This window comes from Mycolicibacterium neworleansense, assembly GCF_001245615.1.
Taxonomy (GTDB): Bacteria; Actinomycetota; Actinomycetes; order Mycobacteriales; family Mycobacteriaceae; genus Mycobacterium; species Mycobacterium neworleansense.
This window is the reverse complement of record NZ_CWKH01000001.1, coordinates 1,777,079-1,797,177: the sequence shown is the minus strand read 5'-3', so window position 1 is coordinate 1,797,177 and position 20,099 is coordinate 1,777,079. Positions and strand designations below refer to the sequence as shown.

Below are 20,099 nucleotides of genomic sequence, written 5' to 3'. Positions count from 1 at the left end.
CGTGGCTTGTGACCCCACAACATTGTGGCGCCTACCGGTGACCGGTGCAGCGCACCACCATTGGTGAGGTGACCACCTACGCAGCCGCCTATACGGCGCAGAGGCCGTTCCACACCGCCCTGCTGGCCGAATTGGACAGTGCGGGTTCGGCCTTCCGGCACATCACGCCGAACTGGTTCGCCTCGGTGATGGGCACCGGAATCGTCGCGACTGCCGCGGCCACCCTGCCGCTGCACCTGCCGGGATTGCACGAATTCGCCACTGCGGTATGGATTTTGGCCGGCACGGTGTTGGTGGTTCTCGCCGCGGCGTTCGCCACGCATTGGATCCGGCACCGCGACCAGGCGAAAGCCTATGCCGCGCACCAGGTGGTGGGTCAGTTCTACGGAGCCCCGGCCATGGCGCTGCTCACGGTCGGCGCGGGCGCGCTGCTGCTCGGGCCTCCGATCATCGGCCCGTCGGCCGCGCTGGCCGTGGACGTGGTGCTGTGGACCGCCGGTACTGTGCTGGGTTTGGTTGTCGCCCTGTGGCTTCCGTTCGCGATGATCACCCGTGAGGACCACACCGATGTGGAGGCGGTCCCGGCCTGGATGATGCCGGTGGTGTCACCCATGGTGTCGGCCTCCACCGGCGCCCTGCTGCTGTCACACCTCGGGCCGGGGCAGGCGGGGACGACCTTGCTGGTGGCTTGCTACGCGATGTTCGGCTTGAGCCTGCTGGCCGGCCTGATCACCACCACGATGGTGTACTCACGCCTGATGCACGGCGGGTTCAGCCAGGTGCAGGCGATTCCCACGGTGTGGATCGTGCTCGGTGTCGTCGGTCAGTCGATCACCGCCGCCAATCTGCTGGCCTCGCATGCGGGTTCGGTGCTCGCCGATGCTGCGACGGTGTCGGCGCTACATGCCTTCGGCATCGTCTACGGCCTGGTGATGGGTGGATTCGGGGCCTTCGTGTTCTGCCTCGCCGCGGCACTGACCGTGCACGCCGCGCGGCGCGGGTTGTCGTTCAGCCTGACCTGGTGGAGCTTCACCTTTCCGGTGGGTACCTGCGTGACGGGTGCGTCCGCGTTGGGTGCGGCCACGGGTGCGGTGGCGATCTCCTGGCTGGCGGTCGCGTTGTACGTGTTGTTGCTCGGCGCATGGGCGACGGTCGCCACCAACACCGTGCGCGGTGTGCGGTCCGGCCGGCTGCTGCGCGGCTGAGGCTCGGCGCTCGCGTCGAGTGCGACGTCATGGTCGTCAACCCGGTGTGGAAACGACCTTTGCGTCACTCTCGGCGATGGTTGTTCGAGGCGATGTGGCTGAGCAGCTCGCGTACCGCACCGGCCGGCGGCGTGCGGCCACCCGACCAGATGGCGCGCAACTCGCGGCGCAGATCCAGCCCGGCGACGGGTATTTCCCGCAACCGGCCCAGGGTGAGGTCGTCTTCGACGGCAAGCCGGCTCATCACGGCCGGCCCGGCGCCGGCCAGTACCGCCGCGCGCATCGCGGCCGCCGAGGACAATTCGATCACCGGGTCGGCCTGCCGGCTCGACTGTCCCAGTGCGCCCCGCAGCGCAGAGCTGAGGGCTTCCCTTGTGCCCGAACCGGTTTCCCGGGACACCAGGGCGGTAGCGTTCAGTTCGCCGGGGTCGACGGGGGCCGATCGGCGGGCCCACTTGTGCCCCGGGGGCACCACGGTGACCAGTTCGTCATGGGCGATCACCCGGCTGTGCAAACCGGCCGGCGTACCGGGGGATTCGATGAAACCGAGGTCGGCGGAGCCGTCGTGCACCGCGGCGATCACCTGATCGCTGTTGGCTGCGGTGAGGATGACCTGGGGAGCCACCGTATTGCGGCGTGCCGCTTCAGCCTGCAGGGATACCAGCCACCTCGGCATGAGTTGCTCGGCGATGGTCAGACTCGCCGCGACGGTGATCCGGCTGTGGCTTTCGCTGCGCATCGCGGCCAGCCCGGCGTCGACGCGTCCTGCCACATCGAGCAATTGGTCGGCCCACTCGGCGACCACCGCGCCGGCGGCGGTCAGCCGTGATCCGCGGGGGCTGCGCTGCACCAGCCTCACTCCGGTCTGCGATTCGATGGAGGCCAGCCGGGCAGACACCGCCTGCTGGGTGAGACCCAGCTCACGCCCGGCGGCTCCGAGGCTGCCGGTCCGCGCGATCGCCAGCAGCACCTCGAACGCTGCCAGCTCGGGCATCCGGGTACTGAGCGGCATGTCCAGGATCGTAGGTCGTGGTCACAATCCGCGGTTGTGAACGCACCGGTTGTGGCCCCGCATCGGCGGTGGTGTAGCCTGGCCGACGTGACTATCGGTGTGTGTGCCAGCTATTGGCGCTTTATCAAGGCTCCGGGCGGAGCCGATAAAGCGCAGCACTAAGCACGCATCCACCCGGAGCCCAGGCAGTGACCATCGGTCGCTGCCTTTCGTCGTTACAGGGCGCCGGATCCTTTGTTCAGGTGCCCACCACCAGGAAGGCACCTGAAAAATGAACTTGGCGCAGATCGCCAACGTCCCCGCCACATCGGACCGACGGGTCCGCAGTTTCAGCGCGATTCCCAGCCCGCACGACGTGCTGACGGAGTTCCCGCTGGGGGAGCGCCGGGCTGAGCGGGTGGCCCGCGACCGCGACGAGATCGCCGACATCCTGGCCGGTCGTGATGACCGGCTGCTGGTGGTCGTCGGCCCCTGTTCGGTACACGATCCCGCGGCTGCGCTGGAATACGCCAGTCGGCTGGTCAAGGTCGCCGACGAGCTGTCCGACCACCTCAAGATCGTGATGCGGGTGTACTTCGAGAAGCCGCGCACCACCATCGGCTGGAAGGGCCTGATCAACGACCCGGGCATGGACGGCACCTACGATGTCGCACGTGGCCTCCGGGTGGCCCGGCAACTGCTGCTCGACATCATCGACATCGGGCTGCCGGTCGGGTGCGAGTTCCTGGAACCGACCAGCCCGCAGTACATCGCCGACGCCGTGGCGTGGGGTGCGATCGGCGCCAGGACCACCGAGTCGCAGGTGCACCGCCAGCTGGCGTCGGGCCTGTCGATGCCGGTCGGGTTCAAGAACGGCACCGACGGCAACATCCAGGTCGCGGTCGACGGTGTGAAAGCCGCTGCCGCCGAGCATGTCTTCTTCGGGATGGACGACATGGGCCGCGGTGCGGTGGTGAGCACCGAAGGCAACGAGGACTGCCACGTGATCCTGCGCGGCGGCACCGACGGGCCGAATTACGGCGCCGACTCGGTGTCCGATGCGGCGGCGAAGCTCACCGGTGCCGGGCTGCCCGCTCGCGTCGTGATCGATTGCAGCCACGCCAATTCCGGCAAGGACCATGTTCGCCAGGCCTCGGTGGCCGCAGAGGTGGCGCAGCTGGTTCGTGACGGGATGCCGATCAGCGGCGTGATGCTGGAGAGCTTCCTGGTGGCCGGTGCCCAGTCGCCTGAGGCGCGGCCGCTGACCTACGGTCAGTCGGTCACCGACAAGTGCATGGATTGGGATGCCACCGATCTGGTGCTGCGGGAGCTCGCCCGTCGCAACGGCTAACTGCCACTCGGCTTGCGGTACCGGCCGCCGGGATCACGGTCGAACTCGGGTGGGCAGGCCGGATCGAGCTCGATGAGGACGTCGTCGCCGGGGTCGTGAGCCGCACTGAAGACGACGACGCGTGACCCCGCCAGAGGGACGCGGGCGTGCTCGGCGACCATGTTCGCGGTCACCACCCGACGTCCGGTCGGAGCCTCGAATGCGACGGTGACGGTGAACTGCGGGTCGTCTGCGGTCCAGCGTTTCAGGAATTTCACGTCGCGCAGCTCGCCCTGTGACCGGACGCCGTGGTTGCGCAGCGCCGCCAGCCAGGCTTGGCGCCGCCGGGTGTAACGCACGCCCCGCCATGCCGCGAGTACGGCGATCGCCGTGCCGGCCGAGCACACGGCGCTGGCCAGCGCGATGACTCCGCCGGTGAAATCCCGGAACCAGAGGGCGGCGCCGAGCAACCCGACCGCGACGCCGGACAATGCGGGTATCAGAGCGATCCAGTTGGCGGTCCACCGCTGCCCGAACGTGTCGCGAGCCCTGTCGGCAACGATGGTCGCGAGGATGGCGGGCAGGAACGAGCCCAGGACCGTTGCGAAGCCCAGCCATGGCGATGGGTTGAGGGTCTGCATGCTGTGACACCAGAACGCTGCGCCGACGGCGACGAGCGCCCACAGCACGAAGGTGACCCCGGCGAAGAACCGAAGTGTCTCCGAAATTCGGATGATCGGCACCGTGATGCGGCCGTGCTTCTCCACCGTGGAGAACTGCGGCAGCGTGCCGGCCCATGAATCTGGCTGTCGCACGGTGTCACTGGTCATGCGGTGTTCCCTTCTGCCGGGAATCACCAATATTGCCGTGCGGCCCCGGGAACCGGGTGCGCCGGGCGGGCCGCTAACGCCAACTCTCATGAATTGTTCACGGCCTCAACACAGATCGGTTAGACGCCGGCCTCGTGCTCGCGGTCCGGTCGGTCATCGACCTCGGTCTGCCAGCTTCCCGGCATCATCGGTGTCGTGGTGCCGCTGCCGAACGTGTCATCGGCCAGCGTGGTCAACCCGGCCGGCCCGGCGACAGCGGATTTCACTGCGGTGCCGGTGAACCCGAGGTCGCCGGCACCGCTGCCGGAGGCGCTGGTGGCGGCGGGTTGCCCGGGCGGCGGCGCGGTGGTGTCTGGGTCGGCCGTCATGAATTCGTAGCGGTAACCGCGGTCCTTGGCCGTCCCGCCGCGCCGCTTGCGGGCCTGTGCTCGTCGTTTGTCGACCGCGGCCGCCGTCGCGGCGGCCGCGGCGGATGCGCCGACGGAGTCCGAGGCCTGGGCGGTGGCACTGTGGCGCATGGTCGGGCCGAAGCCGAAACCGGGACCTGCGCCGGGGACCGCATACATGCTGGTTTCGGCGCCGGTGGCCATCGGTGCGGGGGAGGGCGCCGGAGTGACCGGTGTGGCACCGGGTGTCGGCGCCGCCGCGGGCCGGGTGCTCGGCGGGCGGGCTGACCGGTTCGGGGGCGGGCGCGTCGATCGGAATGTCGTAGGCCTGCGCCAGTCCGACGATGCCGAGCAGGCCGAGCATCGCCGGCGAGGCCGCTGCGACCGCCGCGGCATACAGCGGGGTGCCCAGCACCGCGAAGACGGCTGCGTACGCACCGAGGAAGAACACGTTGATATACGTGGTGAACAGCAGCGACGGGTCGGCGATGATCTCGGCGAGGACCTGCGGAATGCGCCAGGGCTCGAGGATGAATTCCCGTAGCTGGTCGTACATCCCATAGAAATGCTCAGATTGGCCGGCCAGCCAGTTCCCGATCGGATCGTTGGCCTCGACCCATTTGACGAACTCCTCGTAGGAACTGATCAGGTCGCTCAGGCTGAGGGATGAGCCGGATTCGGCGGCTCGGGCGACGGTCGCAGACTGCATCATGGTGGCCGACCCGGATCCGGCTTCCCCGACGCCCGGGGCCAGGAGCACGGGTGCTGCGGTCGACTGCGGTGCGGCCGTGACCGCCACCTCGGAGGCGGCCTGGTAGACGGTCATCGTGGTCGCGGCCTGAATCCACATGCGGACGTAGTCGGCCTCGTTGACGGCGATGGGCACGGTGTTGATGCCGAAGAAGTTGGTGGCGACCAGGACGCCGAGGGTCGTCCGGTTGGCGGCCAACTCGGCCAGTGTCGGCATGGCGGCCAGCGCGGCCGAATAGGAGGCAGCCGCGGTTTCGATCTGGGCGGCCACCCCGGCGCTGGTGGCGCTCGTGTGGCTCAGCCAGGCCAGGTAGGGCAGGTGTGCTGCGGTGTACTGCTCGGCGCTGGGGCCCTCCCAGGCTCCGGCCTGCACCGTACCCATCAGTGCGCTCAATTCGGTTGCCGCTGAGGAGTATTCGGTGCTCAAGGAGCTCCAGGCGCCGGCGGCGGCCAGTAGCGGTCCGGGTCCGGGGCCGCTGCTCAGCAGCGCCGAGTGCACTTCGGGAGGTACGGCCATCCAGACCGGGGCGGTCATCGCGCACCGCCTGAACGGGCGCTCGACGGCGGGGTGTCGCTATGTGCTGCATTGGGGTTCGGGGTGCAGATTCTCATCGGCGTTGTCCGGGGTGCAGTGCATGCAGGCGGCCCGGCGTCTCCTCTCGATCGCTTGGCTCCCCCACCGAATAACTATGGTTAGCATAAGCTAACTTCAACCGATTTGGGGTATGAACTTCCTATGTATTGCCGGAATCGTCAATTCGGGTTCGGGCTGGCTCAGCGCCGGTAGGCGGGCAGGTTCTCGGCGAGCTCATCGAAGACTCGCTGGTTGAGGCCGAAGGCCAGTTTCACCTCGTCGACCACGCGATCAACCTCGTCCTCATCCAGGTCCAGCCCGTCGAGGCGGTCGCGGTAGGCGTCCTTGTACGGCTTGGGGCGCATCGGGAAGTCGTAGAACGCCAGCCCCGCACCGTCGAGATCGAACGAGCGCCCCAGCATGCGGCCGATGACCTGGCCGCCGGAGAGGTCGCCGAGGTAGCGGGTGTAGTGATGCGCGACAAGTGTTCCGCCCCAGGGCGAATCGGTGAACCGGGCGCAGTAGGCGCGCACCGCCGGTGAGTCGACGTCGCGATCCGCACCGGGCGCCCAGTGGGCCAGATCGGCGTCGATGGCGCCCAACCGCTCAAGGGCGGGGTCGTACACGGCGCCGACGAGCGGGTCGTCGCGGTGTTCCCGGACGGCGCTCTCCAGCGCGTGGTAGATCGCGCGCAAGCGCAACAGGTAGTCGATGTAGCCCTGCTCGTTGACCCGGCCGCTCAGAAGTTCGGTGACGAACGGCGACTGCTCGGCGGCATCGTGCTGATCGGTCGAGTCCTGGCGCATCGCCGCGGACAGCGATCGGACGGACTCGGTTGCGACGGCGCTCGGCGGCATTCTCGGCTCCACTTGGTAGGGCTCAACTTTGACAGGTTGTCAGGATGATGCTGACAACCTGTCGGAAACCTAACACGGTGCCGACGGGTTCGGGGGGTTACGTTTCCCGCGCGGTGTGGCGGGTTGGTCGCGGCTAGGGCGTGGCGCCCAGCGCACGCAGGACGAATCGTTCGATCGCCGCGACCGGCAGGTGGCGTGGCGCCAGGCACGCATGAATCAACGACATGGTGGCGGGCTCGTCGTCGACGACGAACTGTCCGGCGGCGACACCCTGGGCCAGGATGTCGCGCAGCACGTCCTCGACCGCCACCACATGGTCGCGGATGGCCAGCATTGTCTCGGTCGACAGTGCGCCGTAGAGCTGCATGCCCATGCCCATGTGGAACTCTTGTCCGGCCTCGAGCTGATGGCGGATGTAGACCCCGAGGCGGCCGACGGGATCGTCGACTTCGGACAGTGCGGCGCGCAACCCGTCGAGGTACCGGGTCGTCTCGTGCGAGGCGAAGGCGATCACCACGGATTCCTTGTCGGGGAAGTGGTGATAGATCGCGGTCCTGCCGATGCCGGCTTCGGCGGCGAGCTTGGCCATCGTGATCGCGTCGAAGCTGTGCTCGGCCATGAGTGTCGCGAAAGCCTCGAAGATGCGCTGTTGGACCAGCTCGCGGTGTTCTTCGACCGATGAGGCACTGATCCTGGGCACGCTCGACTCTAACGCCCGCTGCGGAATCCGAAGCTGTTAGTCCAGCCTTAGCAATCGGCCGGCGATCATGCGGTCCACTACAGTCTCGATACCCAACTGAACGAAGGGCGGTACCTCGTGCTGCGAGCCTCGCGGGGCTTACCCATCCCGTCGAGCGTCGTGTCGGCGGCGCGGACCCTTCATCCGGTCGGACTGTCCGTCGCGCTGCTGTTTTTCGCCTGGTCGATGACCCCGTCACTGTTGCCGCGGCCCTGGTATCTGCAGGCGGTTGCCACCGGCATCAGTGTCGGCATCGGGTACGGGTTGGGGTGCGCCACGGCGTGGGCGGTGTGCCGGTGCGGGATCAACCCGCAGTGGTCGGCACGCACCCGCCGGATCGGGTGGTGGACGTTGGCCGGCGCCACCGCGGCGGTGGTCCCGGCCTTTCTGGTGCTGGGGTCGTGGTGGCAGCAGATCCTGCGCGACCTGATCGGGATGCCGCGCACCGAGCGGTCGTTCTACCTGGTGGTGTTGTTGATCGCGGTGGTCATCGCGGTGGCGCTGCTCGCGGTCGGGCGCGGTTTACGTTGGGCCACGAATCGTTTGGCTCAGACCGGCGGGCGGGTGGTACCCGCTCCAGCGGCACGGCTGGCCGCGCTGGTGATCGTGGTGGTGCTGGCGGTGATGGGGCTCGACGGCGCATTGCATCGTGGACTGCTGAGCATGGCCGAACGTTCGGCGAAGGTGGCCGACAAGAGCACCGCCGACGGCGTCGTACGGCCCGGTGCGCCGGAGCGTTCCGGTTCGCCGGCCTCGGCGCAGGCGTGGGACACCCTCGGACGGGAAGGCCGCACGTTCGTGGCCGGCGGTCCGAGCGCCCAACAGATCTCGGCGGTGACCGGCGTCCCGGCGCTCACCCCGATCCGGGTGTACGCCGGCCGCACCTCGGCCGGCAGCGTCGAAGGTATCGCCGAGCAGGTGGTCGCCGAACTGCGTCGCACCAGAGCGTTCGAGCGCAAGGTGCTGGCCGTGGTGACCACCACGGGCCGGGGATGGGTGAACCCGAATGTGGCGGCGGCCCTCGAATACGTCAACGCGGGGGATACCGCGATCGCGTCGATGCAGTATTCATTCCTGCCCAGCGCCCTCTCTTTCATCGCCGACCGAGAGACCCCGCCGGAGGCCGGACAGGCGTTGTTCGAGGCGGTGCACCGGGTTTGGGCTGCCCTGCCGGAAGTGCAGCGGCCGAAACTCGTGGTGTTCGGCGAGAGCCTGGGCTCCTTCGGCGGACAGTCGGCGTTTGCCTCCGGTGCCGATATGGTCGCCCGCACCGACGGTGCGCTGCTGGTCGGCACACCCAACTTCGCCCAGCCCTGGAGCAGGATCACTGCCCACCGGGACGCTGGTTCGCTCGAGCGGCTGCCGGTGGTCGACGGGGGTCGCCACATCCGATTCGCATCCAGGACCTCCGATGTGAATCTGGCCGGGCCGTGGGAGTTTCCGCGCGTGGTGTTCTGGCAGCACGCCAGCGACCCCATCACCTGGTGGTCCTTCGACCTGCTGTTGCACCGCCCGGACTGGCTGCGGGAACCGCTGGGCCCCGATGTGGACCCGGGCATGCGCTGGCTGCCGTTCGTGACGTTCTGGCAGGTGACGCTGGACATGATCTTCTCCGCCGACGTGCCCTACGGGTACGGGCATGCCTTCGGCCCGGACGCCGCTGACCTGTGGATCGACATCCTGGCGCCGCGCGGATGGGATCCCGCGCTGACCCAGCGGGTGCAGGACGCGATCGCGGGAAGCTGAGCCGTTGCGGATACGGGAGGATCCGCGCGATGTTCGCCGACGACCGCGACGCAATCCTGGCCACCGCGCAGGACGAAGATTTCAGCGACGATGAGATCGCGGCGATCGAGGACGCGTCCGATTCGGTACACATCGACGGGGCGGCACGGTCCTGTCGCTGTGACGATTGATTTTCCGAGTAGACGACTACTCTATTGCGGCCGCTGCCATTGGACGATGATTCGAACAGTCGACCAGTACCTACGAGTGGGGTGGCGGATGAAGGTGGCGAGGGCGGCCGACCGTCGAGCGGTTCATTCACCTGTTCGCGACGTGTGTGGTGGGTGACGGTCATGGACAACGTCGGTGTTGCGCTACGGGTGCTGGGCCCCTTCCAGGTGTGCAAGTGGGGCAGGCCGGTACCGCTGCGGTCCGGGGGGAAGGCCGAGAAGCTGCTGAGCAGCTTGGCGATTCGGCACCGCTCCGGCATCGGCCGTGAGGCGCTGATCGAGACGATCTGGCCGGACAGCTCGCCGGACCTGTCGACGCAGTGCCTGAACACCCTGGTTCACGGGCTCAAGACCCAGTTCGCCGATGCGCTCGACGGCCAGGCGCCGGTGGTGCACCGGCAGGGTCACTACGTGCTGAACCTGGACGGTGGGCTGAAAGTCGACTCGCTGGAGTTCGAATCCGCCGTCGACACCGGCCACCGCCTGCTGTCGACCGGGGCGACCGAAGCGGCGATCGAAGCGTACGAGCGTGCGGTCGACTTCTATCGCGGTGACCTGTCGTCGGAGTCGGGTATTGCCGGCCTGTTGGAGCGCGAGCGATTGCGTACGGTGTGCCTGGCGACGCTGGCCCGGTTGGCCGACGCACACTTCGAATTGGCCAACTACGAGCAGGCGCTGGCGTACGCCACGCGACTGCTCGAGGTCGATCCGTGCCGCGAAGATGCTCACCGGATGACGATGCGGGCCTGTGTCCGCATGGGCGCCCGCTCGCAGGCGCTGCGTCAATACTCAGTGTGTCGACGGCTTCTCGCCGACGAGTTCGACGCGGTGCCCGAGCCGGCCACCGAGCAGTTGTTCGCGGTTATCCGCACCGACCCCGGCGCCATCTAGCCGATCTCACCGGAGCCGCGCATGCCACGCAGGCATGCGCGGCTCGGCTGTGTGCGGCAGCCGACCGGACCTCAGTGAAACCTCAGCCGAACCTCATCGCCGGCTCACCGCTCGGGCGCCGAAGTCTCATCCGCCGCTGAGTGCCCACGGCTACAAATGACTTGCCAAATCAATCCTATGAGGACATATGACGGAAGGTGACCCGGCCGACAAGCTTTCTGCCACACGTCAGTTCGTCGTCGTGGTGCGTGTCGCCATCGAGGGCAACGGGGAAGTGACGGGTGAGCTCGTCGATCCGATCTCGGAGCAGCGCCGCCGCTTCACCGAGCTTTCCGCTCTGGCCGATGAAGTCCGCAACTGGATTGAGGACGTCGTGGGAAAGGCCATCGATGATCAGCATCGCACCGAGTGACCGACCGGTCGGTATCGCCGGTCGCGCCTTGCCGCCCGCCGAGAGCCGCAATCCCGCGGAACATCAAGCCCCACGGAGGATTTCATGCCTGTTCTAGTTGTCCCGGGAGTATCCGTCGAGGCCAACTTCGATGTGCTGCCACCGCTACCCGCCGCGGCCGGCATCGTGGGTGTCGTCGGCATCGTCGATCGGGCCCCGGTCGCGCCGCGTCTGGTCGGCGTCACCCGCGTCTCGGAACTGCAGGATCTCTGCGGCCCCGGAACCCTGGCGTCCATGCCCGATGCCGTCGCCGCGCTGTCGACCGGCGCACGGGAGCTGGTCGTATCGGCGGTGGCCGGTGGGGCCGCGGCCAGCGCCACCCTTGTAAATTCCGAGAACAATCCGGCGGTTCGGTTGCGCGCCAGGGCATCCGGGGCGTGGGCAAACCAACTGACCGCTGACGTGCGGACGGTGACCAACGCCACCGGCGCCGTCGTCCGGGTCACCCTGCGGATCCTGCAGAACAACACCGAAGTGGAACGATTCGACGACTTGATCGTCGAACCGGGCCAGCCGCTCGACTTGTTCTCGGTCGTCAACGCGCAGTCCAACTACGTGGTGGCGGTCGAACCCGGCTTCGAAGGCGACGATCCGGCACCCGGCGACTATCCGCTCAACGCCGCGGGTACCGCCGAGGTGGAGCAGGACGGTGCCGCCGGCACGGTCCTGATGGATCTGCGGCTGATCCCCGGCGCGAGCGGCGACGGCGTGGTGGTGCGCATCAGCGGGGCTGACGATGAGATCACGCTCGAGGTGCTGCGCAACGGCGCCAGGCAGGAGATCTTCGAAAGTCTCACGATGGACCCGGATTCGGCGAACCACCTGCCCGCCGTGCTGTCGAGGCAGAGCCGGTACATCCGTGCCGTGCCACGCAGTTCGTTGCCTGCCGCGCTGCGGCTGCCCCGAGCCACCCCTGCGCCCGTCGCCTTCGCCGGTGGATCCTCGCCCAACATCACCGCCTACCGCAACGCCATCGACCTGCTCGCCGACGATCCCCGTATCGATCTGGTGATGGCCAGCTTCGACCCGGCGCTGGAGACATCCGGTGTGATCGCGATTCACCAGGCTCTGCTCGCGCACGCCTTGGTGGCGAGCGACGCCGGGGCGCCACGGATCGCGTTCGGTTCGATCCGCGCGGCCGACGCCGCCAACCTCGACGCGATCCGCGACCACGCGGCCGCGGTGCGTAACCGGCGCTTCGTTCTGGTGGCGCCACCCGGCGCGACCGGCGCGGTCGTCGGGCTCATCGGCCGGCTCAACCCGGAGATATCGCCCACCTTCTCCTCGGCGCAACTACTCGGAATCCCGCCGTCGCGGTACCGCGAGAGCGAGCTGAACGTCCTGCTGGGCCCGTCGGTGAACCTGCTCGTCGTACAGCAACGTGCGGGGCGCGGGGTGATCGTCCTGAAGGGCATCAACACGATCGGTGACCAGATCTCGGTCACCCGCGTGGCCGATCGCTGCATCCGGGAGACCAAGGCGATCAGCGAGAACTTCATCGGCCGGCTCAATTCCGCCGACGCGCGAGAAGCCCTGAAGCAACAGCTGATTGCGACCTTCACCCGAATGGAACGCTCCGGTGCGCTGGTGCCGAGTACCGATGGGTCCGACCCGGCGTTCATCGTCGACGTGTACTCGACCCAGCAGGACTTCGCGCAGGGCATCGTCCGCGTCGACATCGCGGTCCGGCCGGTCCGGGCAATCGACTACGTCTACGCAACCATCCGCGTCAAGAACTAGATCGGCCGAGAGGACTCCACCATGCCGACCATCTACGCCGCCTCCGAGAGCACCGTCCTCGTCGACGGGGATCCCATCGAAGGAGTGCAGGGAATCGACTACCGGACCCGCCACGAGCGCACCAACATCTACGCCCTCGGCAGCACCGAACGGGTCGGTGTGGTGTCGGGTGCCTACGAGGTTCAGGGCCGCATCCGGGTCACGTCCGCCAGCGCAAAACTGGATGCGCTCGGCAGCGAGCAACTGTTTCAGATCATCGCCAACCTGCGGCATGGCGACACCGAGGCGACGGTCACCTTCGACGATTGCTGCCTGACCGAGAAGACGTTCGACCTGTCGGTCAACGGTCAGGGCTCGGCGGTTTACGCATTCAGCGCTGCCAGGATGCGGTAGGGCTGAGTATGGCCGATCCGATCGTTGCGCTCGACCTGGCCACGCGCCGGGCCTGGGTCGCCGGTGTCGCCGTGGCGGTGCAGCCGCGGCCCGGAGGCGGACTGGCAGTCGGCGACCGTGTCATCCGGCCGCTGCGCTTCGGTGAACGGTGGCGGGTGGTCGACGATGCGGTCAACGGGGGCAACCGGATCGGCGCGACGGTGTTGGCCTGGGCCACCGAGTCCCCGGCCGCCCCGGCGACGCTGACGGCGGCGGGCTGGGATTCCCGCGCCGTCTTCGACACCGACGCGGATCTGATCGACCTGCTCACCACCGAGGCGTCCGACGGCGGTGCCGTCGACGGGTGGACGAGCATCGTGCTCACCACCGGACCCGAGCCGGTTTCGCCCGCGGAGGCGCTGCGCATTCTCGAAGGCGACCTGCTGGGCCGGCTCGCTGCGGCCGAAGCCGATGAACCGTCAAACCCCGACGTGCCCAGCGCGTGCCCGTCCGGCGCGGACGCCGGGACCCAGTCAGTTCCACCGCTCGGCTCTCGGCGGGCCGCTGCCGATGGCGCGGCTACCGGTACCGCGGCTCCGATCCCGGGGCGGCACGCGGATGCGGAGCCACCGGGCACCGCCGTTCCGAACCTCGGGCCGGCGCCGAAAATCCGGGACGACAACCATTCTGGGACAACTGAACCGGGGGAGAGGCCGGCCTCGCATCCGGCCACGGAGCCGGCCTTTCCGGTGCCGATCCGCGCGACCGGGTCAACCGGGTGGCCCGCGGCGGGCCCGTGGTTGCCGCCGATTGCCGGCCCGGGCGTCGACAACCACGCCGCCCAGTGCCCGGTGCCACCTACCGGTCACGCCGATCAGCGCTCGGACGAGCGAACCGAACCACCGGCCCACCGGGTCTCCGCGGCGGCGGTCACCGAAGCGCCGAACGTCGTGCGCGACGACCCCACCGCACCCCGGGCCGAGCGGCTGGCCGCCCCCGCGGCCACCGGTGCCGATCCGTTCGACACGGCGAATCTCGTTGCCGCACTACTGGATGAGGAATCCGACCTGCGAGGCCTGTTGCCATGACCGCGCCCGCTACACCACCACCTCCAATGCCCCTCGTCGGCGACATCACGCTGAGTTCGGTACAGCAGATCGACCATGTGATGAGCGCCGGGTTCCAGCGGATCGCGGTACCCGGTCTGGACGGCGACGTCCTGCAACGGGCGGGCCGCGGATCGCACGCCATCTGGATCCGCGGGCTTCTCTCGGGCGAGGCCGCACTGGCCAACCTGGGCGCGCTGCAGAAGCTGGCGGCAGACGGCACGCCGGTGCCGTTCTCCGCCGACATCACCAGTGCCCTGGAACTCGAGCAGGTGGTGGTCACCGACCTGCGGGCGCAGGCTGTCGCCGGGACCACCGGCATCGTCGGCTACGAGCTGTGTCTCGTCGAAAGTCCGCCGCTGCCACCGCCCGCCGAAGTCAGCGGCTTCGGCGGCCTCGACGACTTCGGGGTAGGCGACCTCGGCTTCGACGCCGACATCATGGGCGATCTCGCCGCGGTGGCCGGCGATGTCGCGGCGGCGGTCGACGCGGTGATGGAGGTGGCCGACCAGCTCACCGCACTGGCCGCCATGGCCGACATCGACGTGGGTGGCCCGCTGCAACCGCTCACCAAGGCGGTCTCCGGTGTGGATGCGGCCGTCGGTACCTACACCGAGGTTTCCAAAGCCCTGAGTCAATTGTTCGGTGGTGGCTGATGACCGTGCTCAGTTTCGGTGCCACCGCCACCATCGGCTCGTTGCGCTACGACGCCGGAATCGCCCAGATCCGGATCGTGCAGTCGCTGGGTCCCGGGGTAGGTTCGGCCCGGATCAGCCTGCCACGTGACCTGCGCGTCGACGCAACGCCCGGCGATGAGGTGGCGATATCGCTCACCGGCGAATCATCCACGCCGTCAACGGTATTCACCGGAACGGTGCTCGGAGTGCGCCGCAGTCTGGACCAGAACACCGTGCAATGCGGCGATACGGCCGCCGCGTTGGCGGGCACCCGTAGTGGCAGCACCTTCGAACAGCAAGGTGTCAGCGCGATCATCACCGCGCTGGCCGAGGAGGCCGGAGTGCCCACCGGCACCGTCGAGGCCGATCTCGACCTCGCCCGCTACACCGCCGACCAGGGCCGCACCACTTGGGAACACATCAGCAGACTCGCCGACTGGGCGGGCGCACTGGCCACCACCACGGCCGACGGCGCCGTCGAGTTACGGCCGTTTCCGTCGCCACCGGCCGACGTCGCGCTTCGTTACGGCCGCGAGATCGCCGAACTCGGCGTCACTGTCGCAGCACCCACGTCGGCGGTGGTGTGGACCGGCAACGGGCCGTCCGGCAACGCGTCGGATGCACGTGCCCCGCTGCAGACCACGGGCACGCTGCCCGACTCCGCGCCCGGACCCGACGCCCACACGATCCGCGTTGCCGCGGCCGCCCGATCGATCGCGGCGATCGGTGTGGTCGTCGACGTGTTCGACGGCACTGCCGAACCTGCCGATCATTCGGTGACCGTGGAGCTTCGCGAAACCGGGCTGGTGCTGCCGCGAGTGCCGATCGCGGTGCCCGCCCTGGGACAGGCCGCCACCCCGAGTGCCGGGGACCTGGTGGTCGTGGTGTTCGCCGACGGCGACATCAACGCCCCCGTGGTGATCGGCAGGCTGTATCACGCCGACCTCGCGCCACCCGAACACGGCGACGGCGACGTGGTTTTCGCGTTGCCGGCCGGCGCGCAGGATCCGAGTTTCCGGGCCGTGCTGCGCGGTGGAGACCCGGTGCTCACGATCACCATGGGCGAGGTGGAGCTGACCGCGGACGATACGAAGTTGCACGTCAAGTCCGGCGATGCGGAGGCCACCGTCGATTCGGCGGGCGGCGGCCGCATCGAACTGACCATCGGCGATGCCAGCCTGACGGTGACCGGACGCGGTGACATCGCCCTCAAGACGTCGGGGAAGTTGAGCTTGCGGGCCACCGACATCGACATCAAAGGCGATGGCTCGGTGAGCATTTCAGCCCCTCAAATGAAGGTGAACTGATGGGACAGCCAGCAGCCAACGGCGCCGCGACGGTCGTGGCGGTGGACACCCACATCGTGATGGTGCCAACACCGGGCGGACCCGTCCCGACACCGCTGCCGCATCCGTTCAGCGGGCGATTCTGCGGTGGACTCGTCAACAACGTGCTCATCGCGGGGCAACCGGCCGCGGTTGTCGGTTCCGTCGCGGTCAACCAGCCGCCGCACCTGCCGACGCCGCCCGGCGTCGCATTCCAGACACCGCCGGCCAACACCGGCACCGTTCACATGGGCTGCAGCGGAGTGCTGATCGGCGGGCAGCCGGCGGCCCGCAACGGCGATCCCGTCCGCACCTGCAACGACCCCTCCGAGGCGCCGGTCGGTCAGATCGTCGCCACCGTGCCCACCGTGCTGATCGGCTGATCCGATGACTCCAACCGATTCCGTACTCGGCACCGACCTGCGGGTCGTGATGGGGCCACCCGGAATGGCTGCCCACGATGCCGCCGGCCTGGACCTGCGCAGCCGTCCGACGCCGGTGCAACGCGTGGCGCCCCGGCCGAGTTTCGCCGCAGCCACGCCGGCATCGGCCGGACCACAGGGTTGGCAGCCGGAACCGGCCGGGGTCACGGAATTGACCGATCTGGACACCATTGCCGGACCCGAAAACTTGGCGCAGGCAATGATTCTGCGACTGCTGACCCCCAAGGGGGCGCTGGCCGACCTGGGCCATGCCGGCTACGGGTCGCGGCTCGGCGAACTGGTCGGGCAGCGCAAGACCGAAGCCCTGCGGGGATTGTGCCGCGCGTACATCCTCGAGGCGGTTCGTGAAGAACCCCGTGTTCAAGACAAGCCGCTGGCCATCGAATTCGACCCGGCGCGAGAGCATCTCGACGATTTCGTCGTCCAGATCACGGTGGTGCCCGTCGCCGGTGGTGACCCTGTCACGCTGGGGCTGGAGGTCACACTGTGAGCGGCCTGGAGTACACCCCGCGGCCCTATGCGGACATCGTCCGCGACCTGCTGACCACGCTCACCGGCGGGACGGTGCGTGAAGCGGTGACCGCTCCGGTAGCCGGCCCACTGGTGCTGGACCGGTTGGCGTCGCGGCCGATTCGGCGCGTCTCCCATCTCGAAGGGGTCACCGATGTCGGCGGAACACCGGTGCCGGTGCGGTTCACCGACGCCGACTTCGACCTCGCCGACACCGACAACGACGGCAAACCCGACGTCGTGGTATTCCGTGACAACGGCCGCAAGCCGATTCCGGGTACCACCCTGACGGTGAACTACTACCCGGTGCAGATCGCCAGGCCGGTGCCGCTGACCGACCTCAATGTCGGCTCGGTGGTGCGCACCGTCCTGGAGACGTTCGCCCGTGAAATCGCCCAGGAAGAACAGTATCTCGATCTCATCTACCGTTCGGCGTTCCTGGACACCGCCGAAGGTGCGGCCCTGGACAAGGTGGTGGCGCTCATCGGCGTCACCCGGTTGCCCGCCCGCCATCCGCTGGTGGAGGTCCGGTTCGGCCGCAACGCGACGACGGGTGGCAAGATCACCATCCCCACGGGCACCGTCATCACCGATGCCGCGACTCCGCCCGCGCGTTACCGAACGATCTCCGATCTCACGCTGGAGGCCGGCGAACAGTCCCGCAGCGTGCCGGCCGCCGGAATCGCGGTCGACACCGGCATGGTCGCAGCCGGTGCCCTCGACCGGTTGGAGACCACCATCGGCGGGATCTCGACGGTGACCAATCCCGCTGCGGCCTACCGGGAGTCGGCGGCCGAAACGGACGATGCGCTGCGCCGCCGCGCCAAGGGCGCGCTGCACGGCAGCGTATGCGGCACCCTGGACGCACTTCGGTTCGGCATCTTGTCGATCCCCGGTGTCAAGGCGGTCGAACTCACCGAGTGGCCGGACGGCCAAGCCGGGGTGGTCCGGGCCGCCGTTGCCTACGACCGGCCCGATCCGGCGGTCGAGAAAGAGGTTCGCCGGCGTATCGACGAGCTGCGACCGGCCGGGATCCGAGTCGACACCCGCGCGGCAGGACGGCGTTCCGTGCGGGTCAACGTCACGCTGGTGCTGGCGGGCACCGGGGTCAGCGGCGCCGAACTCAACCGGGTGACCGGAGGTGTCGAGGAACGGGTTGCGGCCAAGCTCGCCGCGCTGGAACCCGGTGCGGTTATCCGACCCGCGGTTCTGACCGCCGCAGCGCTCGCCGACCCGTTGGTCGTGGACGCCGCGATCACCCTGACCGACCCGTCCGCACCCGGTGCGCCGGTCGTCCTGCAGTCCGGCGACGTGCTCGATGTGTTGCGTCCCTTCGAATTTCCGACACCGCAGGCCGAACGCACCCCGACCGGTGTCGTGGCGACCACCGGCGACGTCGACCTGGTCTTGCCGGTGCAGTTGCAGCCCGGCGTCACGCTCGACGATGCGACGATCGCCATCCGGCTGGCGGTTGACGCCTATCTGGCCACGCTCGGTCCCGGCACCTCGCTGACGCTGGCCGCGGTGGCGTCGGCGCTGCAGTCCAGCCCGCTGTTCGGCGTGGTCCGCGAACAGGCCGGCATTGTGGTCGAGTCGTCGGGACAGTTCGTCCAATTGCTGGACGGCCAGGGTAGTTACATCGTGGCCGCGGGGGAGCAGTTGCGGCAGCGGACCCTGGACGTCCACGAGGCGCTGTCATGACCTCGCACGCCGAAGCCATCGCCGGCCGCCTGCCCACCCTGTACCGGGACGGGGAGTTGGTCACCGGGCTGGCCGAAGTGTCCGGGCTGCAGTTGGACATCGTCGACGAGGTCGCGCGGATCATCCAGCGCGCCCACTGGTTCGACACCACGGTCGAGCTGTCGGAGGCTGCGGCGCTCGGTGCGTTGCTGGACATCCCACCGCAGCCCTGGCAGGGGCTCGGCGAGTATCGCGGATGGCTGCATGCGTTGCGTACCGCGCGGCTGGAACACGGGGCCGTCAGCGTTCCCGCACTCATGGCGTTCACCCGGCACTACGTCGACGAGTTCGAAAGGGTGAACGACATCGAGGTGTTACCGCCGTTCGAGACATGGGCCACCGAATTCACCCGCAGCGGGCATGCGTTCATCGAGAACCAGCCGCAGCTGCGCACGGTGCGGCTCGGTGGTCCCGGGGCGGTCGAGCCACTGACCCGGCAGGTCTGCCACGGCGGCTTAGATCCAGCTGCGCTGTCGGTGCTTTGCGTCGGTGGTGAACACAGTGAATACGTGCCCGTACTGGTCAACGCGACCACCGGCGAGGGACTGGCCTACCTCGGCGAGCTGCGCCTCGGTGATCGGTTGTGGCTGCGGGCCCGGCCCGACGGCTCGATCACCGCGCAGCTCAACCGATCCGACGTCACCGCCAAGCTGCACGGCATCCGCCAGGTCGTCCCCGGCACCACCTGGACGCCGGCCGATGTCGGCGAGCCACGGGCACTGACGCTGCGGCCCGGACCCAACGATCTGTGGTTCCTGCCGGTCGCCCATTTCGACGCCCCAGGATTGGACCGCGCGCTGCTGGCGCTGGCCGGGCTTGATCTGACCGAGGGGCGTTGGGACACATCCCAATTCGATCACGCACTGTTCTATCTGGATCCGGCCGCCTACCTGGACCTGAGCTGGTTCGAGCGGCGTCCGGCCACCATCCGGGTCGACTTGGACGCCACCGCCCTGGTCAGTGACGCCGGTCGGCTCGACGACGCCCTCCTGGCCCGCGAACAGCTGTGCGGATCGGTCGGCACCGGTATCCGCGAACTGGCCGCGGCCGGGGTGGACGCCGAGGTCCGGTTCCGGCCGCTGCACGACAGCCAACGCCAACTCGATCACCTGACGTGCATCAGCGGGATGGCGCAACACGAGATCGGGACGGTGGGCGTCGATCGGCTGACCGACTCCGGCGGCCTGTTCGGCGTCACGGCATACGACGACAGCACCTACGAGTAGG

General features: G+C 68.5%; 21 protein-coding genes. 15 read left to right on the top strand and 6 right to left on the bottom strand.

Annotated features, from left to right (window positions below; all coding sequences use genetic code 11):
* The first annotated feature begins 68 nt into the window (after nucleotides 1–68).
* On the top strand, nucleotides 69–1,205 hold the full coding sequence (locus BN2156_RS08370; protein WP_235625244.1) for a TDT family transporter: 1,137 nt from the start codon (nucleotides 69–71) through the stop codon (nucleotides 1,203–1,205).
* A gap of 64 nt (nucleotides 1,206–1,269) precedes the next feature.
* Here the strand turns inward: BN2156_RS08370 and BN2156_RS08365 are convergent, their stop codons facing one another.
* Nucleotides 1,270–2,217 carry a LysR family transcriptional regulator gene (locus BN2156_RS08365; RefSeq protein WP_090512289.1) on the bottom strand — a complete coding sequence of 316 codons (948 nt, stop codon included), beginning with the start codon at nucleotides 2,215–2,217 and terminating at the stop codon, nucleotides 1,270–1,272.
* A 271-nt stretch (nucleotides 2,218–2,488) separates the two neighbouring features.
* Here BN2156_RS08365 and BN2156_RS08360 point away from each other — a divergent pair, with 271 nt between their 5' ends.
* A complete protein-coding gene (locus tag BN2156_RS08360) occupies nucleotides 2,489–3,547 on the top strand; it encodes a 3-deoxy-7-phosphoheptulonate synthase (RefSeq protein ID WP_090512286.1) in 1,059 nt (352 codons plus the stop codon).
* Here the strand turns inward: BN2156_RS08360 and BN2156_RS08355 are convergent.
* The 5 genes from BN2156_RS08355 to BN2156_RS08340 all read right to left on the bottom strand — a co-directional run bounded on the left by BN2156_RS08355 (nucleotide 3,544) and on the right by BN2156_RS08340 (nucleotide 7,623).
* The gene (locus tag BN2156_RS08355; RefSeq protein ID WP_090512284.1) at nucleotides 3,544–4,356 is read right to left on the bottom strand and encodes a hypothetical protein; all 813 of its coding nucleotides are present in this window, start codon (nucleotides 4,354–4,356) and stop codon (nucleotides 3,544–3,546) included. The two genes, BN2156_RS08360 and BN2156_RS08355, sit on opposite strands and share 4 nt — an antisense overlap.
* Before the next feature lie 119 nt (nucleotides 4,357–4,475).
* Nucleotides 4,476–4,622 (bottom strand): PPW family C-terminal domain-containing PPE protein, encoded by a 147-nt coding sequence (locus BN2156_RS31510; RefSeq protein WP_407661645.1) that lies wholly within the window; start codon nucleotides 4,620–4,622, stop codon nucleotides 4,476–4,478.
* Nucleotides 4,573–6,027, bottom strand: a complete 1,455-nt coding sequence (locus BN2156_RS08350) for a PPE family protein (RefSeq protein WP_407661644.1) — start codon at nucleotides 6,025–6,027, stop codon at nucleotides 4,573–4,575. The genes BN2156_RS31510 and BN2156_RS08350 overlap by 50 nt, the downstream gene beginning before the upstream one ends.
* A gap of 239 nt (nucleotides 6,028–6,266) precedes the next feature.
* Nucleotides 6,267–6,923: a biliverdin-producing heme oxygenase gene (locus BN2156_RS08345; RefSeq protein WP_090512282.1), complete on the bottom strand. Its 657-nt coding sequence runs from the start codon at nucleotides 6,921–6,923 to the stop codon at nucleotides 6,267–6,269.
* Between the two features lie 133 nt (nucleotides 6,924–7,056).
* Nucleotides 7,057–7,623 (bottom strand): TetR/AcrR family transcriptional regulator, encoded by a 567-nt coding sequence (locus BN2156_RS08340; protein WP_090512280.1) that lies wholly within the window; start codon nucleotides 7,621–7,623, stop codon nucleotides 7,057–7,059.
* 117 nt (nucleotides 7,624–7,740) lie between these two features.
* Here BN2156_RS08340 and BN2156_RS08335 point away from each other — a divergent pair, with 117 nt between their 5' ends.
* The 13 genes from BN2156_RS08335 to BN2156_RS08280 all read left to right on the top strand — a co-directional run bounded on the left by BN2156_RS08335 (nucleotide 7,741) and on the right by BN2156_RS08280 (nucleotide 20,098).
* Nucleotides 7,741–9,408 carry an alpha/beta hydrolase gene (locus BN2156_RS08335; RefSeq protein ID WP_407661643.1) on the top strand — a complete coding sequence of 556 codons (1,668 nt, stop codon included), beginning with the start codon at nucleotides 7,741–7,743 and terminating at the stop codon, nucleotides 9,406–9,408.
* A 29-nt stretch (nucleotides 9,409–9,437) separates the two neighbouring features.
* On the top strand, nucleotides 9,438–9,578 hold the full coding sequence (locus tag BN2156_RS30675; protein WP_159402828.1) for a hypothetical protein: 141 nt from the start codon (nucleotides 9,438–9,440) through the stop codon (nucleotides 9,576–9,578).
* A 162-nt stretch (nucleotides 9,579–9,740) separates the two neighbouring features.
* The gene (locus BN2156_RS08330) at nucleotides 9,741–10,508 is read left to right on the top strand and encodes an AfsR/SARP family transcriptional regulator (RefSeq protein WP_131725145.1); all 768 of its coding nucleotides are present in this window, start codon (nucleotides 9,741–9,743) and stop codon (nucleotides 10,506–10,508) included.
* A gap of 187 nt (nucleotides 10,509–10,695) precedes the next feature.
* Nucleotides 10,696–10,920, top strand: a complete 225-nt coding sequence (locus BN2156_RS08325) for a hypothetical protein (RefSeq protein WP_090512276.1) — start codon at nucleotides 10,696–10,698, stop codon at nucleotides 10,918–10,920.
* 84 nt (nucleotides 10,921–11,004) lie between these two features.
* Nucleotides 11,005–12,699 carry a phage tail sheath C-terminal domain-containing protein gene (locus tag BN2156_RS08320; protein WP_090512274.1) on the top strand — a complete coding sequence of 565 codons (1,695 nt, stop codon included), beginning with the start codon at nucleotides 11,005–11,007 and terminating at the stop codon, nucleotides 12,697–12,699.
* A 21-nt stretch (nucleotides 12,700–12,720) separates the two neighbouring features.
* A complete protein-coding gene (locus BN2156_RS08315) occupies nucleotides 12,721–13,092 on the top strand; it encodes a hypothetical protein (RefSeq protein WP_090512271.1) in 372 nt (123 codons plus the stop codon).
* An 8-nt stretch (nucleotides 13,093–13,100) separates the two neighbouring features.
* Nucleotides 13,101–14,159 carry a hypothetical protein gene (locus tag BN2156_RS08310; RefSeq protein ID WP_090512269.1) on the top strand — a complete coding sequence of 353 codons (1,059 nt, stop codon included), beginning with the start codon at nucleotides 13,101–13,103 and terminating at the stop codon, nucleotides 14,157–14,159.
* The gene (locus BN2156_RS08305) at nucleotides 14,156–14,833 is read left to right on the top strand and encodes a hypothetical protein (protein WP_131725144.1); all 678 of its coding nucleotides are present in this window, start codon (nucleotides 14,156–14,158) and stop codon (nucleotides 14,831–14,833) included. The genes BN2156_RS08310 and BN2156_RS08305 overlap by 4 nt, the downstream gene beginning before the upstream one ends.
* A complete protein-coding gene (locus BN2156_RS08300) occupies nucleotides 14,833–16,161 on the top strand; it encodes a phage baseplate assembly protein V (protein ID WP_090512263.1) in 1,329 nt (442 codons plus the stop codon). Before BN2156_RS08305 ends, BN2156_RS08300 begins: the two co-directional genes overlap by 1 nt.
* Entirely contained in the window at nucleotides 16,161–16,562 is a 402-nt protein-coding gene (locus BN2156_RS08295) for a PAAR domain-containing protein (RefSeq protein ID WP_090512261.1), read from the top strand. The genes BN2156_RS08300 and BN2156_RS08295 overlap by 1 nt, the downstream gene beginning before the upstream one ends.
* Nucleotides 16,563–16,566: 4 nt before the next feature.
* On the top strand, nucleotides 16,567–17,112 hold the full coding sequence (locus BN2156_RS08290) for a GPW/gp25 family protein (RefSeq protein WP_090512259.1): 546 nt from the start codon (nucleotides 16,567–16,569) through the stop codon (nucleotides 17,110–17,112).
* A complete protein-coding gene (locus tag BN2156_RS08285) occupies nucleotides 17,109–18,833 on the top strand; it encodes a baseplate J/gp47 family protein (RefSeq protein WP_090512257.1) in 1,725 nt (574 codons plus the stop codon). The genes BN2156_RS08290 and BN2156_RS08285 overlap by 4 nt, the downstream gene beginning before the upstream one ends.
* Nucleotides 18,830–20,098 carry a hypothetical protein gene (locus BN2156_RS08280; protein ID WP_090512256.1) on the top strand — a complete coding sequence of 423 codons (1,269 nt, stop codon included), beginning with the start codon at nucleotides 18,830–18,832 and terminating at the stop codon, nucleotides 20,096–20,098. The genes BN2156_RS08285 and BN2156_RS08280 overlap by 4 nt, the downstream gene beginning before the upstream one ends.
* Nucleotide 20,099 lies beyond the last annotated feature (1 nt).